This window comes from Xanthomonas hydrangeae, from assembly GCF_032697525.1.
In the GTDB taxonomy this organism is placed as follows: domain Bacteria; phylum Pseudomonadota; class Gammaproteobacteria; order Xanthomonadales; family Xanthomonadaceae; genus Xanthomonas; species Xanthomonas hydrangeae.
The window spans coordinates 4,421,291-4,443,243 of record NZ_CP103836.1 but is presented as its reverse complement, the minus strand read 5'-3'; the positions used below and the strand labels follow the sequence as shown (position 1 = coordinate 4,443,243).

Genomic DNA, 21,953 nt, shown 5'->3' with positions numbered 1-21,953 from the left:
AGCACTGCAAGCCACCCCCACACCAGCCGTCGGGCAACGCTCAACCTTTCTGCAATCGGGTCGCTATCCGACATATCCCGGTCACACATCCTTTCACTGGATACCTGCCATGACGTTTAAGACCACGATCGCAAACACGCTGGCCAACGTGCCGCTCAAGCGCAAGTTCCTGTTCCAGACTGCGTTGGTGGCGCTGGGCATCATCGCGCTGGCGGTGATCGCCGCGCGCATGCAATACGTGGATCTCACCGATACGCGCCGCGATGGGCTCAAGAGCCAGATCGAAATGGCGATTGCGGTGGTCAATGGGTATGCCGAGCGCGCCGAAAAAGGCGAAATGGATGTGGCGACCGCCAAGAAGGCCGCGCTGCATACCTTGTCCACCATGCGCGCACGCGGCGGTGTGGATTACATCTACGTCACCGACCAGGCGCCGGTGATGCTGATGCACCCCACCCGCCCGGATCTCAACGGCAAACCGCTCAACGATGTGCTGAGCCCGGACGGCAAGCGCATCTTTCCGGCATTCGTCACTGCCGCGCAGGCTGGCGGCGGCTACGTCGATTACGCCTGGGCCAAGCCGGGCGAAAAAGACCCGGTGCAGAAGACCTCCTACGCGGCGCTGTACAAGCCGTGGGGCTGGGTGATCGGCACCGGCGTGTATCTGGACGACACCCAGGCGCAGGCGCTGGCCTTCACCGGCATTGTCGCCGTGGCCGGCGGCGTGCTGGTACTGATCAATCTGCTGGTGGGCTGGCTGATCGGCAACTCGATTCTGGAGCCGGTGTCGCGTGCGCTCGCCGCCATCAAGGGTGTGGCGCGTGGCGATCTGAGCGTGCGCACCGCCCAGCACGGCAGCGATGAAATCGGCCAGATGCTCAAGGCCACCGACGAGATGGTGCACACGCTGGAGCGCTTCTCCGCGCAGACCAAGGTGATGATGCACATGCACGCTGGCGAAGACGTCAGCCACCGCATGCCGACCGATTTCCCCGGTGTCTACGGCGAGCTGGCGGGCGGCATCAACACCATGATCTTCGAACACCTGGACGCCATCATCGATGCGATCGGGGTACTCAACGAATACGCGCAGGGCGACCTGTCGCGCGACGCCGCACGCCTGCCCGGCACGCGTGCCTTGCTGCACGAAGCGATGGATGCGGCCAAGGCCAGCCTGCTGGCGATCAACACCGAGATCAAGCGCCTGGCCCAGGCCGCGGCCAATGGCGACTTCAGCCAGCGCGGCGATGCCACACGCTTCAAGCACGATTCGGCACGGATGATCAACGACCTCAACGCGATGATGGAGGTCAGCGATCGCAATCTGGGCAAGCTGTCCGAGTTGCTGGCCGCGCTGGCCGAGGGCGACCTCACCGCGCGCATGGACGGCCAGTTCCACGGCGTGTTTGCACGCATGCGCGACGATGCCAACACCACCGCCACGCAGCTGGCCGGCATCGTCGGACGCATCCAGCAAGCCGCCAGTTCCATCACCGGATCGGCCAGCGAGATCGCCGCCGGCAACAACGACCTGTCGCAGCGTACCGAGCAGCAGGCAGCCAACCTGGAAGAAACCGCCGCCTCGATGGAGGAACTCACCTCCACCGTCAAGCAGAACGCCGAGAGCGCACGTCAGGCCAATCAACTGGCGATCGGTGCGGCATCGGTGGCATCGCAAGGCGGGCACGTGGTCAGCCAGGTGGTGGACACCATGTCCGGTATCCAGACCTCGTCCAAGAAGATCGCCGAGATCATCAGCGTCATCGACGGCATCGCGTTCCAGACCAATATCCTGGCCTTGAACGCCGCGGTGGAAGCCGCGCGTGCCGGCGAACAGGGCCGCGGGTTTGCCGTGGTGGCCTCCGAGGTGCGCACGCTGGCACAGCGCTCGGCCGGCGCGGCGAAAGAGATCAAGCACCTGATCGACGATTCGGTCGGCAAGGTGGCGCAGGGGTCGGCGCTGGTGGATCAGGCTGGCAAGACCATGGCCGAGATCGTGTCCTCGGTGCAGCGCGTCACCGACATCATGAGCGAGATCTCCGCCGCCTCCCAGGAGCAATCGGCCGGTATCGAGCAGGTCAATCTCACCGTCACCCAGATGGACGAGAGCACCCAGCAGAACGCCGCGCTGGTGGAAGAAGCCACCGCCGCCGCCAACGCCATGCAGCAGCAGGCGCAGCAGCTCGACGAAGCGGTGTCCAGCTTCCGGGTGAGCGCAGCGGTTCCTGCACAGCGCAGCCATAGCCGCGTTGGCGCACACGCAGGAGCCCTGCTCGCCACCGGCTGAGCAACATCCACACCGTCGCCTTCAGCAGTCAACCCCTTCTTTCGCAGCGACTCCCATGACCGTTTCTTCCACGCAATCTCGCTCCGGCGGCAGTCTGGCGTACCGCCTGATGCTGGGCACCGCAGTGGCTGCATTGCTGTGTTTCGGTCTGACTGCAGCGATCAGCTACTGGCAAAGCAGTCGCGCGCTGATCGCCTCGGCACAGACCACGATGCAGAACGCGGCGCGCTATCAGGCCGAGCAGATCGGCAACGAGCTGGGGCAGGCGTTCACCACCGGCCAGTCGGTCGCCAGCGCCTTGCTGGCGCAGCGTGCCCATGGTGGGGTGAGCCGCGATGCGGCGGCGGCGATCGTGCACGACCAGCTGCAGAACCATCCCGAATGGGTGGGCATGGGGACGTTGTGGGAGCCGCAGGCCTTCGATGGCAAGGACGGCGACTATGTCGATGCCCAGGGCCACGACAACACCGGTCGTTTCATGACCTACTGGGCCTACAACGGCCAGTCGCTGATCCGCGAACCCTTGGTCGGTTACGAAAAACCCGGCGACGGCGACTGGAACCTCAAACCGCGCGAGCTGGGCCGGCAGATCGTGGCCGGCCCCTACGATTACCAGATCGGCGGCAAGCCGGTGTTGATGACCACCTTGTCCACGCCCATCATGGATCAGGGCAGGTATGTGGGCGTGGTCTCGGTGGATTTCGCCCTGGCCGCGTTGCAGAAACGCCTGGGTGCGCTACGACCGATGGACGACGGCTATGTCGAGCTGATCTCGCCTGCCGGGGTGATTCTGGCCTCGCGTGACGCTGCGCGGATCGGCAAGCCGGCCGACGGCGCCGACTATCGCGCGATGCTGGAGGCGACCAGGGCCGGCAAGGACTATCTGGATTTCACGCCGGATGCAGCCGGCACGGTCAGCGCCTATGTGCCGTTGCAGATCGGTCAGGCGCAGGAGCGTTTTGCGCTGGGTGTGGTGGTGCCGTATGCGGCGATCATGCAGCAGGCACATCGTCTGTTGTGGACCATTCTGGCAGTTGGCCTGGGCTCGGCGCTGGTGCTCAGCATTGCGCTGTTTGCACTGTTGCGCCGTCAGGTGGTGGGTCCGCTGGATGCCGCTGCCAAGGTGGCCAATGCGATTGCCTCCGGCAAGCTGGACAACCAGATTGCCGCGCAGCGCCAGGACGAAGTCGGCCGCCTGATGGGCGCCATGCAGCGCATGCAGACCGACCTGCGCCAGCGCATCGAGCGCGATGCGCAGATCGCCAACGAAAACCTGCGCATCCGCACCGCGCTGGAGCATTCGGAGATGGAAGTGCTGCTGGCCGACGAGCAGCACAATGCGGTGTTCATCACCGAGGCACTGCATGCCTCGTTGAAATGCGGCGAAGCGGCATTTCATGCCAAGGGCCAGCAGGGATTCAGCGCCGATGCAGTGGTGGGCAACCCGCTGGAGTATGTGTTCGGCACCGATGCCGACGGCAGGGCGCGCTTGCAGCGCCTGCAGCAGTTGCAGTCCACCTCCCTGGAACGCTACACCTTCGGTCCGGTGACGCTGGACCTGACCATGACTCCACTGTATGCCGCCGACGGCCATCGCAGCGGCAGCATGTTGCTGTGGCTCAATGTCAGCGCCGAGGTCAGCACGCAACGAGAAGTCGCTGCAGTGGTGCAGTCCGCCTTGATGGGTGACTTCGGGCAGCGCCTGGCACTGGACGACAAGCACGGCTTCTATCTGGAATTCGGCCGTCAGCTCAACGGCTTGCTGGACACCACCGCGCAGGGACTGGAGCGTATTTCCAGCCTGCTCAGCGCGCTGGCTGAAGGCGACCTCAGCGTGCGCATGGATGGCGACTTCCAGGGCGTGTTTGCGCGCATGCGCGACGATGCCAATGCCACCGTGGCGCAGTTGACCGAGATCGTTTCCGGCATCCAGACCTCTGCCACACAGATCAGTGCGGCCGCCAGTGAAATTGCCGCCGGCAACAACGATCTGTCTCAACGCACCGAACAACAGGCGGCCAATCTGGAAGAAACCGCCGCCTCAATGGAGGAACTCACCTCCACCGTCAAGCAGAATGCGGAAAGCGCGCGTCAGGCCAACCAGCTGGCGATCGGCGCCGCCGATGTCGCCTCGCATGGCGGCGCGGTGGTGGCGCAGGTGGTCACCACCATGTCCGGCATCCAGACCTCGTCCAAGAAGATCGCCGAGATCATCAGCGTCATCGACGGCATCGCGTTCCAGACCAATATCCTGGCCTTGAACGCGGCAGTGGAAGCGGCGCGTGCCGGCGAACAGGGCCGTGGATTTGCGGTGGTGGCCTCCGAGGTACGCACGCTCGCACAGCGTTCGGCCGGCGCTGCAAAAGAAATCAAACACCTGATCGACGACTCGGTGAGCAAGGTTGCGCAGGGCGCGTCGCTGGTGCATCAGGCCGGCACCACCATGAGTGAAATCGTGGCCAGCGTGCAGCGCGTCACCGACATCATGGGCGAGATTTCGGCCGCTTCGCAGGAGCAATCCAGCGGGATCGAGCAGGTCAACCTCACCGTCACCCAGATGGACGAAGCCACCCAGCAGAACGCCGCGCTGGTGGAAGAAGCCACCGCTGCCGCGCGTGCAATGGAAGAACAGGCCGGCCAGCTGACCGACGCGGTGGCAGTGTTCAAGCTCACGCAGGCAGCCAGGCCCAAGCCTGCTGCATCCACCACCAAATCGATCGGCACGTCGAGCGCCAAATCGAACGTCAAACCGGCCGTCAGCGCCACGCCATCGCCCAAGCGTGCGCCAGCAGCCCGCAAGCACATGCCAGCGCCGCAGCCTCACGCGGCAGGCAAGACGTCCAGCAACGCGGGCAACGACAGTCAGTGGCACGAATTCTGAGACAGGCGTTCGGTGCATGCGCACACGCGTGTGCGTAGCGGCATCCGGTTGCACTCGTCAACCGGATGCATGCCGCAGCATTGATTGATCCAGGCAGCGCGCACGCTGCACAGCCGGCACGTGGCAGACGCCCTCCCCGACTACAGCTCCGTCCATCGGCCACGCATCAAGATTCATCCGCCGTTGCCGCTAGCGAGGAAGACATCGACTGCCTGCGCCCCACCGCAACAGCCGGTCTAGCACCGCATGCGCGCTGTTGTCAGACAGTACAAGCAGACGTATGCGTTCCGGATGTTCGCGCGTTTCAGGGGTCGCCATGAAGCCACGTATTCTTGCCAGCTGCCTCATCCTGTTCGGCGTCGTCGGCCATGCCCGCGCCGAAGATCCGATCGCCACCGACCGCCCCGATTTCGTCGAGTCCAGCCTGACCGTCGGCGACCGCCGGCTGCAGGTGGAAACCAGCGTCGCGTGGGAACGCGATGACGCGATCGATGGCTACGCCACGCCCACCTTGTTCCGCTACGGCCTGGGCCAGACCTGGGAATTGCGGCTGGAAACCGATGGCTGGCAGCGCATCGACGCACCCGGCGAAGCCACGCTCAGCGGCATGTCCGATGTCGCGCTCGGCATCAAACACCATCTGGCCAGTTCCGACAGCGGCAAGACCTCGCTGGCCTGGCTGCTGCATGTGGATCTGCCCAGCGGCGCACGTGCCCTGCGCGGGCATGGCGCGCGGCCATCGTTCCGGCTGGTGGCCGAGTGGGATCTCAGCGACAGCATCTCGGCCGGCATGATGCCCGGCGTGAAATCGCCAGCAGCGAGAACGGCGGCACCGTGGCACTGCTCGATGTCGGCTCGGCCTGGCTGCTGAGCAACGATGTGCAATTGGACGCGGTGTACAGCCACGGGCTCAACGACCGCTCACCGGATCACGCACTCGGCGTGGGTCTGTCTTTCCGCTTCTGAAACAGGCCGCACAATGAAAATCATGCACATGTTGGGCATTCTGGTACTGGTGGCTGCGCTGGCGCTGCTCGCCCTGGGCGGCGTCGGCTACAACGGCCAACGCGGCTTGCTTGCGGTGATCGCCGCGCAGGTGATCTCTTCCGATGCACTGCGCAACCACATGCAGGCGGACATGATGCATGACGCCTTGCGCGGCGATGTCACTGCCGCCCTGCTTGCCGCATCCAGGCAGGACGATGCCGCCATTGCCGCCGCACGCACCTCGCTGGGCGAACACGCCGCAGAATTTCGCCAGTCGCTGGAGGCCAACCGCACGTTACCGCTCAACCCGGCATTGCGCAGCGAGCTGGAAGCGGTGACACCGACCTTGCAGGCCTACATCTCCGCGGCCGATCAGGTGATGACACTGGCCGAAACCCATGCCGACAGCGACGCGGCCTACGCCGATTTCAACGACAAATTCGGCCAGCTCGAAACCCGCATGGGCGCGATCAGCGAGCGCATCCTGGCCTTGAACGCGGCCAACCGCAGCCAGGCCGAGCACTACAGCCAGCGGGTGATGTGGCAACAAGGCGGCGCGGTGGTGCTCGCGTTCGTGTGTCTGGCGCTGGCGGCTGGCTGGATTCTGCGCTCGGTGTTCGGCCTGCTCGGCGGCGAACCGCAGCTGGCCATGGCCGCCGCACAACACATCGCCGAGGGCCGCCTGGATCAGCCGATTCCGGTCGCCGCCAAACACGCACGCAGTCTGATGGCGGCATTGGCACGCATGCAGCGCGATCTGCGCGAACGATTGGAGCGCGAGCGCAGCATCGCCGCCGAAAACCTGCGCATCCGCACCGCGCTCGACAACGCTTCCACCGGCATGTACATCGCCGATCCGGATCTGACCATCATCTACACCAACAACGCGCTGAAGACCTTGCTGCACACCTACGCCGACGATATCCACGCCTGCGCACCCGCCTACGACCGCGCTGCACCATTGATCGGCCAACCGGTGTCGCAGCTGGAAGTGGGCAACGCGCAGGACGCGGAAATCTATCAACGCCTGGATCGCCAGGGCTCGGCACAGCGCGAAGTGCAGTATCGCGCCGCCTGCATCGTGCAGGATGTCTCGGCGATCCGCGACGCGGCCGGCGCACACCTGGGGTTTGTCTGCGAATGGCGCGACCGCAGCGCCGAAGCGCAGGTCGAAATCGCCGTGGCCGACGTGGTACGCAGCGCGGCCGCAGGCGACCTGTCCAAGCGCATCGACAGTGCCGGCAAGCAGGGCTTCTTCCTGCAGTTGGCGCAACAGCTCAACGCCTTGCTCGATGCCAATGCAGGCAGCATCGCCGAGGTCTCGCGCCTGCTCAGCGCGCTGGCCGAGGGCGATTTGAGTGCACGCATGCACGGCGATTTTCAGGGCGTATTCGCCAGCATGCGCGACGATGCCAACAGCACCGCCGAGCAACTGGCGCAGGTGATCGGACACATCCAGCAGGCCGCCGGCAGCATCCATACCGCATCCAGCGAAATTGCCGCCGGCAACAACGACCTGTCGCAGCGCACCGAACAGCAAGCGGCCAACCTGGAAGAAACTGCCGCCTCGATGGAAGAGCTCACCTCCACCGTCAAGCAGAATGCCGAAAGCGCGCGCCAGGCCAATCAGCTGGCCATCGGCGCAGCCGGTGTCGCCTCGCAAGGTGGTGCGGTGGTGGCGAAGGTGGTGACCACCATGTCCGCAATTGCGGTGTCATCCAAGAAGATCGCCGAGATCATCAGCGTCATCGACGGCATCGCCTTCCAGACCAACATCCTGGCCTTGAATGCCGCAGTGGAAGCGGCGCGTGCCTGCGAACAGGGCCGCGGATTCGCCGTCGTCGCCAGCGAAGTGCGCACGCTCGCGCAGCGTTCGGCCGGCGCGGCAAAAGAGATCAAGCACCTCATCGACGACTCGGTCGGCAAGGTGACCGAAGGCTCGCTGCTGGTGCACCAGGCCGGCACCACCATGTCCGATATCGTGGCCAGCGTGCAGCGCGTGACCGACATCATGGGCGAGATTGCAGCGGCTTCGCAGGAACAGTCGTCCGGCATCGAACAGGTCAACCGCACCATCACCCAGATGGACGAGGCCACCCAGCAGAACGCCGCGCTGGTGGAAGAAGCCACCGCCGCCGCACGCACGATGGAAGAGCAGGCCGGGCAACTGGCGCTGACAGTGGCGCGCTTCACGCTGGAGACGACGCCCGGCATCGCCGTTGCCGCGCCTACGAAAAAATCGGCCAGCGCCGCAGCCAAGCGCGCAACCGCTACCGCGACGCGTGCACCGGCGTCGCCACGTCGATCGAGCAGTACGCCTGCGGCAACTGCCGGCAACGACAGCTAGTGGCAGGACTTCTGAACCCTGCACCGGTCGCGTGCGCAGCGCTGCGCGCGCGACCGTCACGCATGCCCTGCCCTATCGAAACTGCGTATTGCAGCAGCCTGGACCATGGAAACAGCGCCTGCCGCATGACCGATTCTTCTTCATGAATAAAGAATCTTCCGGCCGGGCCGCTAGCGTGCTGGACAACGTCTCTGCGTAAACCCGAGGTAAATGATGAACAAGTTCAACGACTGGCCGATCCGCCGCAAACTGATGTTTGCCTTCTGCCTGAGCGCCGTGCTGACTGCCCTGCTGGGTGGACTCGGCTTTTCACGCATGAAGCAGATGCAGCAGGAAACCGACCTGATCAATCAGGACGTGGTGCCGGTCCTGAGCCGCCTGTCCGAGTTGCGTGGTTTCGCTGGCGAATTCCGCGTCTATGAAGTGGGCCAGTTCGTCAATCTTGACGATCCGGAACGCTATGCGATGTTCTTCAAGCGCATGGACGAGATCCAGGCCAAATATGTCGAAACGCAAAAGGCCCTGGATACCAAGATCGGCGCCGCCTCGCCGTTGAAGGCCGAGTACGCCAAGCTGACCGATGCCAGCAAGCGCTACTTCGCGGCCAACCAGCAACTGCGCACGCTTTACACAGACCCAGACCGCGCCGCGGCGATGGAATTTTCGCGCAAGCAGTCCGGCGAGATCCGCAAGGAACTGTTCGCCTCGGTCGACAAGCTCTATGCGCAGCAGTCCAAGGCACTGAGCGATATGGTGACCGCCAGCGCAGCCTCGTTCAAACTCACCAGCGCGGTGCTGCTGCTCGGCACGCTGCTGATGGCGGCGTTGTCGGTCACCTTCGGCTGGTTGATCGCACGCAGCATCACCACCCCGCTGTCCAAGGCACTGGGCGCCATCAAGGCGGTCTCGCGTGGCGATCTGAGCGTGCAGGTCGGCAAGACCAGCAACGACGAAATCGGTCAAATGCTGGAGGCCACCGGTGGCATGACGCAAATGCTGCGCCGCTTCACCGACGAGACCGCGCGCATGTCGCACCTGCATGCGGCCGAAGACATCACCCACCGCATGCCGGAAGACTTCCCCGGCGCGTACGGCAACCTGGCCGGCGGCATCAACACGATGATCTTCGAGCATCTGGATGCCATCACCGATTCGGTCCGCATCCTCAATCAGTACGCGCAAGGCGACCTGACCCAGGACGCACGCCGTCTGCCGGCCAGCCGCGCGATCCTGCATGAAGCGATGGATGCGGCCAAGGCCAGCCTGTTGTCGATCAACACCGAGATCAAGCAGCTGGCACAGGCCGCCGCCGCCGGCGATTTCAGCGCACGTGGCGACGCAGCACGCTTCAAGTACGACTTCGCGGTGATGGTGTCGGATCTGAACTCGATGATGGAAGTCAGCGACCGCAATCTGGGCAAGCTCTCGCAGTTGCTCGGCGCCGTTGCCGAGGGTGATCTCACCGCGCGTATGGATGGCGAGTTCCACGGCGTGTTCGCGCGTCTGCGCGACGATGCCAATGCCACCACCCAGCGCCTGACCGACATCGTCGGCCGCATCAAGCACTCCACCTTGGCCATCAACACCGCCGCAGGCGAAATCGCCGCCGGTAACCAGGACCTGTCGCAGCGCACCGAACAACAGGCCGCCAATCTGGAAGAAACCGCCGCCTCGATGGAAGAGCTCACTTCCACCGTCAAGCAGAACGCCGAACACGCGCGCCAGGCGAATCAATTGGCGATCGGCGCAGCCGGTGTGGCCTCGCACGGCGGCAACGTGGTCGGCCAGGTGGTCACCACCATGTCCGGCATCGAAACCTCGTCCAGGAAGATCGCCGAGATCATCAGCGTCATCGACGGCATCGCCTTCCAGACCAATATCCTCGCGTTGAACGCGGCGGTGGAAGCGGCGCGCGCCGGTGAGCAGGGCCGTGGATTTGCGGTGGTCGCCTCGGAAGTGCGCACGCTGGCACAGCGTTCGGCCGGCGCAGCGAAGGAGATCAAGAGCCTGATCGACGACTCGGTGAGCAAGGTGGCCGAAGGCTCGGCGCTGGTCAATCAGGCCGGCAGCACGATGAGCGAGATCGTCTCTTCGGTGCAGCGCGTCACCGACATCATGAGCGAGATCTCCGCCGCCTCGCAGGAGCAGTCGGCCGGCATCGAGCAGGTCAACCAGACCGTCACCCACATGGACGAGGCCACCCAGCAGAATGCCGCGCTGGTGGAAGAAGCCACCGCCGCCGCACGCTCGATGGAAGAGCAGGCGCAGCAACTCACCGAAGCGGTCGCGCTGTTCCGGCTGTCGGCCGAGTTGGAAGCAGTGACACGCGCCACCCCGGTGGTGCGCCACATCACCGCCAAGCACCCTGCCGCCAGCACTGCGCCTGCTGCCAAGACGCCCGCTGCCAGGTCATCGGTGTCCAAGCTGGCTGCCTCCAAGCCGGCTACCGCACGGTCGACCGCACGCACTGCCGCTGCAGCGGCGCCGTCCAACGAGTCGGATTGGGCGGAGTTCTAAACGCGCAGATTGCCGACATACAAGTCGCTGCAGTCCAAGCCGCGCTCTTTCGGGAGCGCGGTTTTTTATTGCCGCAATGTTTCGAAAGCAGCCTCAGCGATGAGGCAAGAATAAACGCATATAGATAATAATATTTTACTTATGTATTTATTAGTCAGCGGTCGAGTTCGGCGCGATCGACAATTGGAAACCTTTAATCCGGACCGCAAAACGATTTAGTTGGCGACGCCATTTTCACAAGCATGACTTGACTTATATATTTACGCTATTGAGGTATTAAGTAATTGGCATGGCGAGCCGTTACTGCGCATAGCGACGCGGCATACAGCAAGTGGTCGGCGCTGCTCGGTCGCTCCCTTTCATCGCATAACGCCATCCAGGATCTGTCATGACCGCACTTCTCCAACGCTACAACGTCGGCCCTCGATTGGCGGCGGCTTTTGCTGTGCTGATCGTGTTGTCGGGCATCATCGCCTTCATCGGTTATCGTGGGCTGACTTCTGCACGCGCACTCGTGGACCATCTGGTGCACCAGAACATGGAGAAGATCCGGCTGTCCAACGACATGATGAATGCCAATTACATCATTTCGATGCAGATTCGCAATGTCGTGCTGCCGACCTCCAACGAAGACAATCTCCGATTCATCGAGATCATCAAGGGTGCGCGCGCCGATTACCTCAAGGCACGCGAAACCTTGTATGCAATTCCGCCCTCCGAAGAAGGCAAGGCCATCCGGGCGGAAATCGATCGCCGCCGTGAGATCGCCAAGGGATTTAACGACAAGGTCATCGATCTGGTCATGACCAATCACAGCGACGAGGCACTGCCCCTGCTGCTGACCAAGGCCGCACCGGCAATGCAGCAATGGCAGGACAAGATTGGCGAAAACATCGATCTGCAGGACAAGCTGGCCGGCGAGGCGTCCGCTGAAGCACTGCAATCCATGGACGACTCACGCAAGCTGCTGATCGGCGGTTCGCTGCTGGTGGTGCTGCTGAGCGGTACGCTGGGCCTGCTGATCACCCGCAGCCTCACCCAGCCGTTGAGCCGCGCCACCCGCGCCGCAGAAGCGATTGCCGGCGGCAACCTGGAAAACGACGTCAATACGCAGGCCAACGACGAAGCCGGCCGCCTGCTCAAGGCCATGAGCAAGATGCAGCTGCAGCTGCGCAACCTGCTCAGCGCGCAGACCGACATGGCCAGGCGCCACGACGACGGTCAGATCAGCTTCCGCATCGATGCGGCAGCCTTCCCGGGCGAGTACGGCCGCATGGCGCACGACACCAACAATCTGGTGGGCTCGCACATCGCGGTGAAGATGCGTCTGGCGCAGATCATGGGCCGCTACGCGATCGGTGATCTGTCCGAGGACATGGAAAAGCTGCCCGGCGAGAAGGCCGTGCTCAGCGACACCATGGCGCAGGTCAAGCTCAACCTCGGTGCGATGAATACCGAGATCAAGCACCTGGCCCAGTCGGCCGCCAATGGCGACTTCAGCGCCCGCGGCGATGCCGAGCGCTTCCAGTACGACTTCCGTGTGATGGTGGAAAGCCTCAATAACCTGATGTCCACCGCCGACGGCAACCTGCAGGCGTTGTCCGGCCTGTTGCAGTCGATCGCTGCCGGCGATCTCACCGCACGCATGAGCGGCGATTTCCGCGGCGTGTTCGCGCAGATGCGTGACGATGCCAATGCCACGGCCACGCAGCTGGCCGAGATCGTCAGCGGCATCAAGGCCTCGGCGATTTCGATCAAGGGCGCCGCCAGCGAAATCGCCGCCGGCAACCAGGATCTGTCGCAGCGTACCGAGCAGCAGGCGGCCAACCTGGAAGAAACCGCCGCCTCGATGGAAGAGCTCACCTCCACCGTCAAGCAGAATGCCGAAGGCGCGCGCCAGGCCAACCAGCTCGCCATCGGCGCGGCCAGCGTGGCCTCGCAAGGCGGCGACGTGGTCGGCAAGGTGGTGCAGACCATGAGCGGCATCGAAGCCTCGTCCAAGAAGATCGCCGACATCATCTCCGTCATCGACGGCATCGCCTTCCAGACCAATATCCTGGCGTTGAACGCGGCGGTGGAAGCGGCGCGTGCCGGTGAACAGGGCCGCGGGTTTGCGGTGGTCGCCTCGGAAGTCCGCACGCTGGCGCAGCGTTCGTCTGCTGCGGCCAAGGAGATCAAGGGCCTGATCGACGATTCGGTCGAACGTGTCGCCGAAGGCTCGGCACTGGTGCACACCGCCGGCAAGACCATGGGCGAAGTGGTCGCCAGCGTGCAGCGCGTGACCGACATCATGGGCGAGATTTCCGCCGCCTCGCAGGAACAGTCGGCCGGGATCGAACAGGTCAACCAGACCATCACCCAGATGGACGAAACCACCCAGCAGAACGCCGCGCTGGTGGAAGAAGCCACTGCCGCCGCACGTGCGCTGGAAGACCAGGCCACCCAGCTCACCGACGCGGTGGCGGTGTTCAAGACCGATCTCGCCTATGCCCAGGCACCGGTACGCGCTGCGGTGCTGCGCCCGGCAGTGACCACGGCCGTCAAGGCCAAGGTCGCCGCAGCCGGTCGCAGCCCCGCGTCCAGGCCGCGTGCTGTGGTCACCGCACCCAGCAACGACAGCAGCTGGCAGGAGTTTTGACTGAATGGAGCCGGCCGGCCATCGTGCCGGCCGGCTCAAGGCATAGCAGCTATTGGCCGATAGGTTGCGTACGCCTACGAGAAGCATCAATGACCACTTCGCCCGCGCTGTCGCCTCAGACTGCCCCCCCCTCCCCGCGCCGCTGGAGCAGGCGCTGGGACGATCTGGCAATCGCAAGAAAGCTCGGCGCGATCGGTGTGCTTGCCTTGGCAGGCATGGTCATCCCGGTGCTGCTCTATCGCGGCAAGCTCAATGAAAGTGTGGCCATCAGCAGCAACGAACTGCGCAGCTATGCCCCGCTCGGGCAGATGCTGGGTCTGATCACCGACCTGCACGCCGCACATGTGGACAGCGGCAGCGCCGCCAGTAACGCCGCGCAACGCGCCAATCGCGATCTGCAGCAGCTGCTCGCCACCACCGCGCGCATGCCCGGTTTCGAACGCAGCCAGAAAGAATTGCTCGCCTTGCAAAAACGCCATATCGCCGGCGTTGCAGCGGAGGGTTATGCCGCAGTGAGCGAGCAGGCATTTGCCGCGCTGGATGCGCTACGCGACGACAGCCAACTGGTCTACACCCCGTATATCGAGAGCTACCACCTGGTGGTCTCCACGCTGATCTACAGCCCCGATGCCACCGAGTCGCTGACCCGGCTGGACGCGGCCAACGACCCCTCGCAGGCAGCGGACAGCCGCGCCATGCTGCGCGAACAACTGGGCCAGCTCGCACGCAACCACCTGCGCTTTCGCCATGAGCTGGACAAGGCGATGGGCTTGCTGGAGCAACCCGACTCCGCCCTGGCGACTGCCGCCAAAACCGAAGCAGCGCGTGCAAACGCGGCATTGGCTGCACTGCGCAGCGCGCTGGAAGGCAGCGACGCACAGGCCGATACGCGCTGGAATGCCGCGCTCGATGATCTCGGCCAGGCCATGCAGGACTTGAGCGGCGTGTCGTTGCAGGCCTTGCAGCGCCAGTCCGAGCGTCACCTGGTCGAAGCCCGCACTGCGATGTGGCAAGCGATCGCCGGCCTGTCGGTGCTGGCCGTGCTGATTGCAGCGCTGGGCTGGTACACCTTGTCCAGGCTCACCCGCAATGTGCGCCGCGCCGCCGCGGTGGCCGCCAACATCGCGCAAGGCCGGTTGGACGAGCGCATCGCCGCGCCCAGCCGCGACGAAACCGGGCAGTTGCTCGACAACATGCGTCAGATGCAGGAACAGCTGCAGGCCGTGCTGGCCGCACAAAGCGAGATGGCGCAGCGCCACGACACCGGCCAGATCGGCTATCGCATGCAGTCCGAAACCTTCCCCGGTGCCTACGCCACCATGGTGCGCGAGACCAACACGTTGGTCGGCTCGCACATCGCGGTGATGATGCAGTTGGCGCAGATCATGTCGCGCTACGCCATCGGCGATCTGAGCCAGGACATGGATCGCCTGCCCGGCGAAAAGGCCGTGCTCAGCGACACCATGGACACCGTCAAGGGCAATCTGGCGGCGATGAACAGCGAGATCAAATTGCTCGCGCAGGCCGCCGCCAACGGCGATTTCAGCGTGCGTGGCGATGCGCAGCGTTTTCAATACGACTTCCGCGCAATGGTGGACAGCCTCAATCAACTGATGGCCACCGCCGACGCCAATCTGACCTCGCTCTCCAGCGTGCTGCAGGCGATCGCCGCCGGCGATCTCACCGCCCGCATGCATGGCGACTTCCACGGCGTGTTCGCGCGCATGCGCGACGATGCCAATGCCACCGTGCTGCAGTTGGCCGACATCGTCGGGCGCATCCAGCACTCCACCGATGCGATCAACGATGCCGCCAGCGAAATCGCCTCCGGCAACCAGGATCTGTCGCAGCGCACCGAGCAACAAGCGGCCAATCTGGAAGAGACCGCCGCCTCGATGGAAGAACTCACCTCCACCGTGCGCAACAACGCCGAGCATGCACGCCGCGCCAATCAGCTGGTGGTCGGCGCAGCAACCGTGGCCTCGCAAGGTGGCGAGGTGGTCGGGCAAGTGGTAGGCACCATGGCCGGCATCCAGGCCGCCTCCAAGAAGATCGCCGACATCATCGGCGTCATCGACGGTATCGCCTTCCAGACCAACATCCTGGCCTTGAATGCGGCGGTGGAAGCCGCGCGTGCCGGCGAACAGGGGCGCGGTTTCGCGGTGGTCGCCTCCGAGGTGCGCACGCTGGCACAACGTTCGGCCGGCGCCGCAAAAGAGATCAAGCAGCTGATCGACGATTCGGTGAGCCGGGTCGAACACGGCAACCAGCTGGTCGGTCAGGCCGGCCGCACCATGCAGGACATCGTCAACTCGGTGCGCAGCGTCACCGAGATCATGCACGAGATCAGCGAAGCCTCGCAGCAGCAGTCGCAAGGCATCGAGCAGGTGGGCCAGACCATCGCACAGATGGACCAGGCCACCCAGCAGAATGCCGCGCTGGTGGAAGAAGCCAGCGCCGCCGCGCGTTCGATGGAAGAACAGGCGCAGCAGTTGCGCGATGCTGTCTCGGTGTTTCAGTTACAGGCAGCCTCCACACCCGCCCGGCTTGGTCGCGCCGCGTGACGGCATGAGCCCCCTTGCACGCGGTATTGCATCCATCGGTCTGATGCCGCACGCCGGTATGCCGAAACAGCTAGCGTGCATCCAAGCGCACTCGGTGGTTTTTACCCCACCGTCCTCGATGCGGCACCTTCGCAGTGCTTTTTGAAAGCGTGATCACGAGGTGAATCCGCCGCCATCGGCGCGTGTCTGGGTAGCGCGCCCCACCGGGCGTTCCGGGCAGGTTGTGCACATCCACTTCACTTCAATGACGGCCACCCATACGCGATGGGCCTGGCGAATCAAGCGGCAAGCAAGCCGGCCGTTACAGATCCCAAGCATGCATACCTGCCCTGCACTCGGTCGCGTCGTGACGACGTATCACATGCACCGATGATCGGCTCGCTCCATGCCCAGCCTCGCGTTACCTCACCTAGTGCCCTACGCGTCCGCGCCGACGCGTCTTGTCCTTCTTGCCACTGCCTCGAGACCCCACAATGATCGCTCTTCTTCAACGGTATAACGTCGGCAAGCGCCTGACTTTCGCTTTCGGCACGCTGATCCTGTTGTCATGCGGGCTGGTCGCCGCAGGCCTCTACACGCTGGCGCAGGCGCGCGACCGCATGGACACGGTGGTCAACCGCAACATCACGATCATGCAGTACGCACAGGACATGACCAACGCCACCTCGGTCATCGCCGTGCAGCTGCGCAACATCGTGTTGCCGACCTCGCAAGAAGACAATCTGCGCTTCTACGCCATCATCAAGGACGAGCTGAAGAGCTACGAAGACACGCGCCGCAAGCTGTACGAGTTTTCCGCTTCGCCCCAAGCGACCCGGATCCGTGACCGCATCGACCTTGCCAGCGACCAGGCCCGCAAGACCAACGAAGACGTCGCGCAGCTGGGCCTGACCGGCAAGCCTGATGAAGCACTCAAGCTGCTGCTGGCAAAGGCCGCACCGGGCACGCAGGAATGGCAGAACGCGTTGACGGAGTATTCGGACCTGCAGCGTCAGCGCACCCGGGAAGCCTATGTGGCCACGACAGCGGAAATGGTCCGCGGCCGGGCCATGCTAATCGGCGGCGGCCTGGCGGTGGTGCTGTTCAGCGCCCTGCTCGGCTTCCTGATCACCCGCAGCCTGGTACGCCCGCTGACCCAGGCCACCCGCGCCGCTGAAGCGATCGCCAACGGCAATCTCGACAACGACGTGCGCACGCAGTCCAACGACGAGACCGGCCGCCTGTTGCAGGCCATGGATCGCATGCAGGGCCAGGTTCGCAATCTGATCACCGCACAGCTGGACATGGCCAAGCGCCACGACGAGGGAAAGATCAGCTTCCGCATGGATGCCGATGCCTTCCCGGGCGACTTCGGCCGCATGGCCAAGGACACCAATGCCCTGGTCGGCTCGCACCTCGCGGTGAAGATGCGCCTGGCGCACATCATGGGCCGCTATGCGATCGGCGACCTGTCCGAGGACATGGAAAAGCTGCCCGGCGAAAAGGCCGTGCTCAGCGACACCATGGCGCAGGTCAAGGTCAATCTCGGTGCGATGAATACCGAGATCAAGCACCTGGCCGTGTCGGCGGCAAACGGCGACTTCACCGCCCGCGGCAATGCCGAGCAGTTCCAGTACGATTTCCGCGTCATGGTGGAGAGCCTCAATAACCTGATGGCCACCGCCGACGGCAACCTGCAATCGCTCTCCGGTCTGCTGCAATCGATCGCCGCCGGCGATCTCACCGCACGCATGAGCGGCCAGTACCAGGGTGTGTTTGCGCAGATGCGCGACGACGCCAACGCCACCGCCGAACAACTGGCCGGCATCGTGGGCCGCATCCAGCTGGCCGCCAATGCGATTGGGTCGGCCTCGGGCGAAATCGCCTCCGGTAACCAGGATCTGTCGCAGCGTACCGAGCAACAGGCCGCCAACCTGGAAGAAACCGCCGCCTCGATGGAAGAACTCACTTCCACCGTCAAGCAGAACGCCGAACACGCAAGTCAGGCCAATCAGCTCGCCATCGGCGCCGCTGCCGTGGCCTCGCAAGGCGGCGATGTGGTGGCCAGGGTGGTCACCACCATGGCCGACATCCAGGGCTCGTCGAAGAAGATTGCCGAGATCATCAGCGTCATCGACGGCATCGCCTTCCAGACCAACATCCTGGCCTTGAATGCCGCAGTGGAAGCGGCGCGTGCCGGCGAACAGGGCCGCGGGTTTGCGGTGGTGGCCTCCGAAGTGCGCACCCTGGCGCAGCGTTCGGCCGGTGCGGCCAAGGAGATCAAGCACCTGATCGACGACTCGGTCAGCAAGGTCACCCAGGGCGCCACCCTGGTCGACCAGGCCGGCACCACCATGGCCGAGATCGTCGCAAGCGTGCAGCGCGTCACCAACATCATGAGCGAGATTTCGTCGGCCTCGCAGGAGCAATACGCGGGCATCGAACAGGTCAACCAGACCGTGACCCAGATGGACGAAACCACCCAGCAGAACGCCGCACTGGTGGAAGAAGCCACTGCCGCGGCACGGGCAATGGAAGAACAGGCCCAGCAGCTCACTGAAGCGGTCGCCGTGTTCAAGGTCGCCGAGCACACTGCGGTGGCGCGTCAGCTCTCTGCCATTGCCGAGGCACCGGCCAATGCCCGCTTCGCTGCGCGTCCGGCCGCACGTGCCGGCAGCATTGCTCCGCCGCGTCGCAGCGTGACTGGCGCCTCGGCAGCAGCGGCCGATCCTAGCGATTGGCAGGAGTTCTGAGCCACGCCCGCACCGCTGTCGGCAATGCGGTTTCAAGTGCGCCTAAGCGCTTCCACATCGCGCTTGAGACGGTTGCGCCTTGCGCAACTTCTCAAGTACGCGCTCACGCGAATCTGCATCTGCATCTGCAAGATGTTCACCACGGCACCGCTCTTGCGGTGCCGTTTTGCGTTGTGCGCGACATCCCTGCCTGCACGCACCCCGCAGGCACTGCGGCAAGCGTGAAATCGCACTTCACATCGTGCACGTCACCCCGCGCCAAGCTGGGGTCAAAATCGCCATTCAGGGGTGCTTTTTCAGGATATTCCTGACACCTCCCCACCAATCCCCTACCCGTTCTACACATGGCGATCACGTGGCTGAGACCGGGCTTTACCAGCCAGTTCTGCTTGCCTCAATGCAGCGCGTCCAACGCCGTTATCTGACCCATGCATCACACAAGGCATGACGCCTGACGCAATGCTCCAGCGCTGCGTTGTACGTCCTGCCACCCCAACGGCACATCCGCTCAGGTCCCTCAATGAATTCCTTCCTGCACCGCTTCAACGTCGGCAAGCGCCTCTCGCTGGCCTTTGGCGTTTTGATCCTTCTCTCGTGCGCGCTAGTGGCCGCCGGCCTGTATACGCTCAGCCAGGCGCGCGAGCGCCTGGACACCATCGTCAACCGCAACATGGCGATGATCCAGTACGCCACCGACATGCTGGACGCCAATGCCACCATCTCGTTGAATCTGCGCAACATCGTGCTGCCCACCACCGACGAGCAAAACCGGCAGTTCGCCGAAGTGATCGATGCCCAGCGCATCCGCTACAAGGAACTGCGCGAAAAGCTCTACGCGTTTCCTGCCGATGCGCACGACCAGCAGCTGCGCAACGCGCTGGATCTGACCCGCGAGCAGGCGCTGTCGCACAACCAGCAGGTCCGCGAGCTGGGGATGGCCGGCAAGGTCGACCAGGCCATGCCGATCCTGCTCGAACGCGCAGCGCCGGCCACCCAGCGCTGGCAGGATGCGATCCGCACCTACTCGAACGCGCAACGCAAGAGCAGCCAGTTGGCCTATGACCAGGCCAGTGCCTCGATGGCGCGTGGCCGCAGCATGCTGATCGGCGGCGGCGTTGCCGTGGTGCTGCTGAGCGCCCTGCTGGCCTGGATGATCACCCGCAGCCTCACCGGCCCGTTGAACCGCGCCACCCGCGCTGCCGAGGCGATTGCCGAGGGCAAGCTCGACAACGCAGTGCACAGCGAGGCCAGCGACGAAACCGGCCGCCTGCTGCAGGCGATGGACAAGATGCAATCGCAGGTGCGCAACCTGATCACCGCGCAGCTGGACATGGCCAAGCGCCACGACAGCGGCCAGATCAGCTTCCGCATGGAGGCCGGCGCATTCCCGGGCGACTACGGCCGCATGGCCGGCGACACCAACGCGCTGGTCGACAGCCACATCCAGCTCACGCAGCGCCTGGCGCAGATCATGGGCCGCTATGCGATCGGCGACCTCAGCCAGGACATGGACGCGCTGCCCGGCGAAAAAGCCATGCTGACCGACACCATGGCGCAGGTGAAAACCAACCTGGCGTCGATGAATCAGCAGATCAAGCAGCTGGCGCAGTCCGCCGCCAACGGCGATTTCAGCGCACGCGGCGATGCGGCGCAGTTCCAGTTCGATTTCCGCGTGATGGTCGAGAGCCTCAATCAGTTGATGGCCACCGCCGATGGCAGCCTGCAGTCGCTGTCGGGCATCTTGCGCGCCATCGCCGCGGGCGACCTGACCGCGCGCATGGACGGCGATTTCAGGGGCGTGTTCGCACAGATGCGCGACGACGCCAACGCCACCGCCACCCAGCTGGCCGGTATCGTCGGGCACATCCAGCACTCGGCGACCTCGATCAATGCCGCCGCCAGCGAGATCGCAACGGGTAATCAGGATCTGTCGCAGCGCACCGAACAGCAGGCTGCCAACCTGGAAGAAACCGCCGCCTCGATGGAAGAGCTCACCTCCACCGTCAAGCAGAACGCCGAAAGCGCACGCCAGGCCAATCAGCTCGCCATCGGCGCCGCAAGCGTGGCTTCGCAGGGCGGCGAAGTGGTCAGCAAGGTGGTCGACACCATGAGCGGCATCGAGGCCTCGTCCAAGCGCATCGCCGACATCATCAGCGTCATCGACGGCATCTCGTTCCAGACCAATATCCTGGCCTTGAATGCAGCGGTGGAAGCGGCGCGTGCCGGCGACCAGGGCCGTGGCTTTGCGGTGGTCGCCTCCGAGGTACGCACGCTGGCACAGCGTTCGTCCGCCGCGGCCAAGGAGATCAAGAGCCTGATCGACGACTCGGTGCAACGCGTGGCCGACGGCTCGCAACTGGTGGACCAGGCCGGCAAGACCATGGCCGAGATCGTCGCCAGCGTGCAGCGCGTCACCAACATCATGGGGGAGATTTCCGCCGCCTCGCAGGAGCAGTCGGCCGGTATCGAGCAGGTCAACCAGACCGTTACCCACATGGACGAAGCCACCCAGCAGAACGCCGCGCTGGTGGAAGAAGCCACCGCCGCCGCCCGCGCGATGGAAGAACAGGCCCAGCAGCTCACCAAAGCGGTGGCCGTGTTCAAGATCGTCGAGCAAGGCCCGGTGGCACGTCAGCCATCGTCGATGGTGGCTGCGCCGGTCAATGCACGCTTCGCTGCGCGCCCGGCCGTCGGTGCCACCAGCATCGCCCCGCCACGTCGCAGCGCCAACGGCACGGCGACCGCGGCGGCCGGGCCGAACGACTGGCAGGAGTTCTAAGACACACGCCGCACCCCGCAACAGAGGCCGCAGCCAAGAACAGCATTCGAGAGTAGTTTGATTCGTGGTCAACGAATCTTGAGGGTCGCTTCCTTGCGAGGGAGGCGGCCCTTTTTTTGTGCCGAGAGGTTTCTTCAAATCAGCGCATGAGCATGCTGGATGTAGACGCTGCCTGATCGTAAAAACTCACCCATCCTTAACAAGTAACACTCTCGCCCCCC

Annotated in this window: 8 protein-coding genes and 1 pseudogene; all 9 read left to right on the top strand. The window is 64.2% G+C overall.

All coding sequences use genetic code 11. The annotated features are described in order from the left end of the window. Nucleotides 1-109 precede the first annotated feature (109 nt). On the top strand, nucleotides 110-2,287 hold the full coding sequence (locus NYR97_RS18850; RefSeq protein ID WP_316695249.1) for a methyl-accepting chemotaxis protein: 2,178 nt from the start codon (nucleotides 110-112) through the stop codon (nucleotides 2,285-2,287). 55 nt (nucleotides 2,288-2,342) lie between these two features. Further along, nucleotides 2,343-5,168, top strand: coding sequence for a methyl-accepting chemotaxis protein (locus NYR97_RS18845; RefSeq protein ID WP_316695248.1), 2,826 nt, complete (start codon nucleotides 2,343-2,345; stop codon nucleotides 5,166-5,168). Nucleotides 5,169-5,484: 316 nt separating this feature from the next. Then, a pseudogene (locus NYR97_RS18840) lies at nucleotides 5,485-6,134 on the top strand (transporter). Between the two features lie 13 nt (nucleotides 6,135-6,147). Beyond that, nucleotides 6,148-8,502 carry a methyl-accepting chemotaxis protein gene (locus NYR97_RS18835; RefSeq protein ID WP_316695247.1) on the top strand — a complete coding sequence of 785 codons (2,355 nt, stop codon included), beginning with the start codon at nucleotides 6,148-6,150 and terminating at the stop codon, nucleotides 8,500-8,502. 213 nt (nucleotides 8,503-8,715) lie between these two features. Continuing rightward, on the top strand, nucleotides 8,716-11,019 hold the full coding sequence (locus NYR97_RS18830; RefSeq protein WP_316695246.1) for a methyl-accepting chemotaxis protein: 2,304 nt from the start codon (nucleotides 8,716-8,718) through the stop codon (nucleotides 11,017-11,019). Between the two features lie 388 nt (nucleotides 11,020-11,407). Continuing rightward, complete coding sequence (locus NYR97_RS18825) at nucleotides 11,408-13,657, top strand: methyl-accepting chemotaxis protein (RefSeq protein WP_316695245.1); 2,250 nt, start codon at nucleotides 11,408-11,410, stop codon at nucleotides 13,655-13,657. 89 nt (nucleotides 13,658-13,746) lie between these two features. Further along, nucleotides 13,747-16,221: a methyl-accepting chemotaxis protein gene (locus tag NYR97_RS18820; protein WP_316695244.1), complete on the top strand. Its 2,475-nt coding sequence runs from the start codon at nucleotides 13,747-13,749 to the stop codon at nucleotides 16,219-16,221. Between the two features lie 473 nt (nucleotides 16,222-16,694). Continuing rightward, nucleotides 16,695-18,953 (top strand): methyl-accepting chemotaxis protein, encoded by a 2,259-nt coding sequence (locus tag NYR97_RS18815; protein ID WP_316695243.1) that lies wholly within the window; start codon nucleotides 16,695-16,697, stop codon nucleotides 18,951-18,953. Between the two features lie 520 nt (nucleotides 18,954-19,473). Then, the gene (locus tag NYR97_RS18810; protein ID WP_316695242.1) at nucleotides 19,474-21,732 is read left to right on the top strand and encodes a methyl-accepting chemotaxis protein; all 2,259 of its coding nucleotides are present in this window, start codon (nucleotides 19,474-19,476) and stop codon (nucleotides 21,730-21,732) included. The last annotated feature ends 221 nt before the right edge of the window (nucleotides 21,733-21,953 follow it).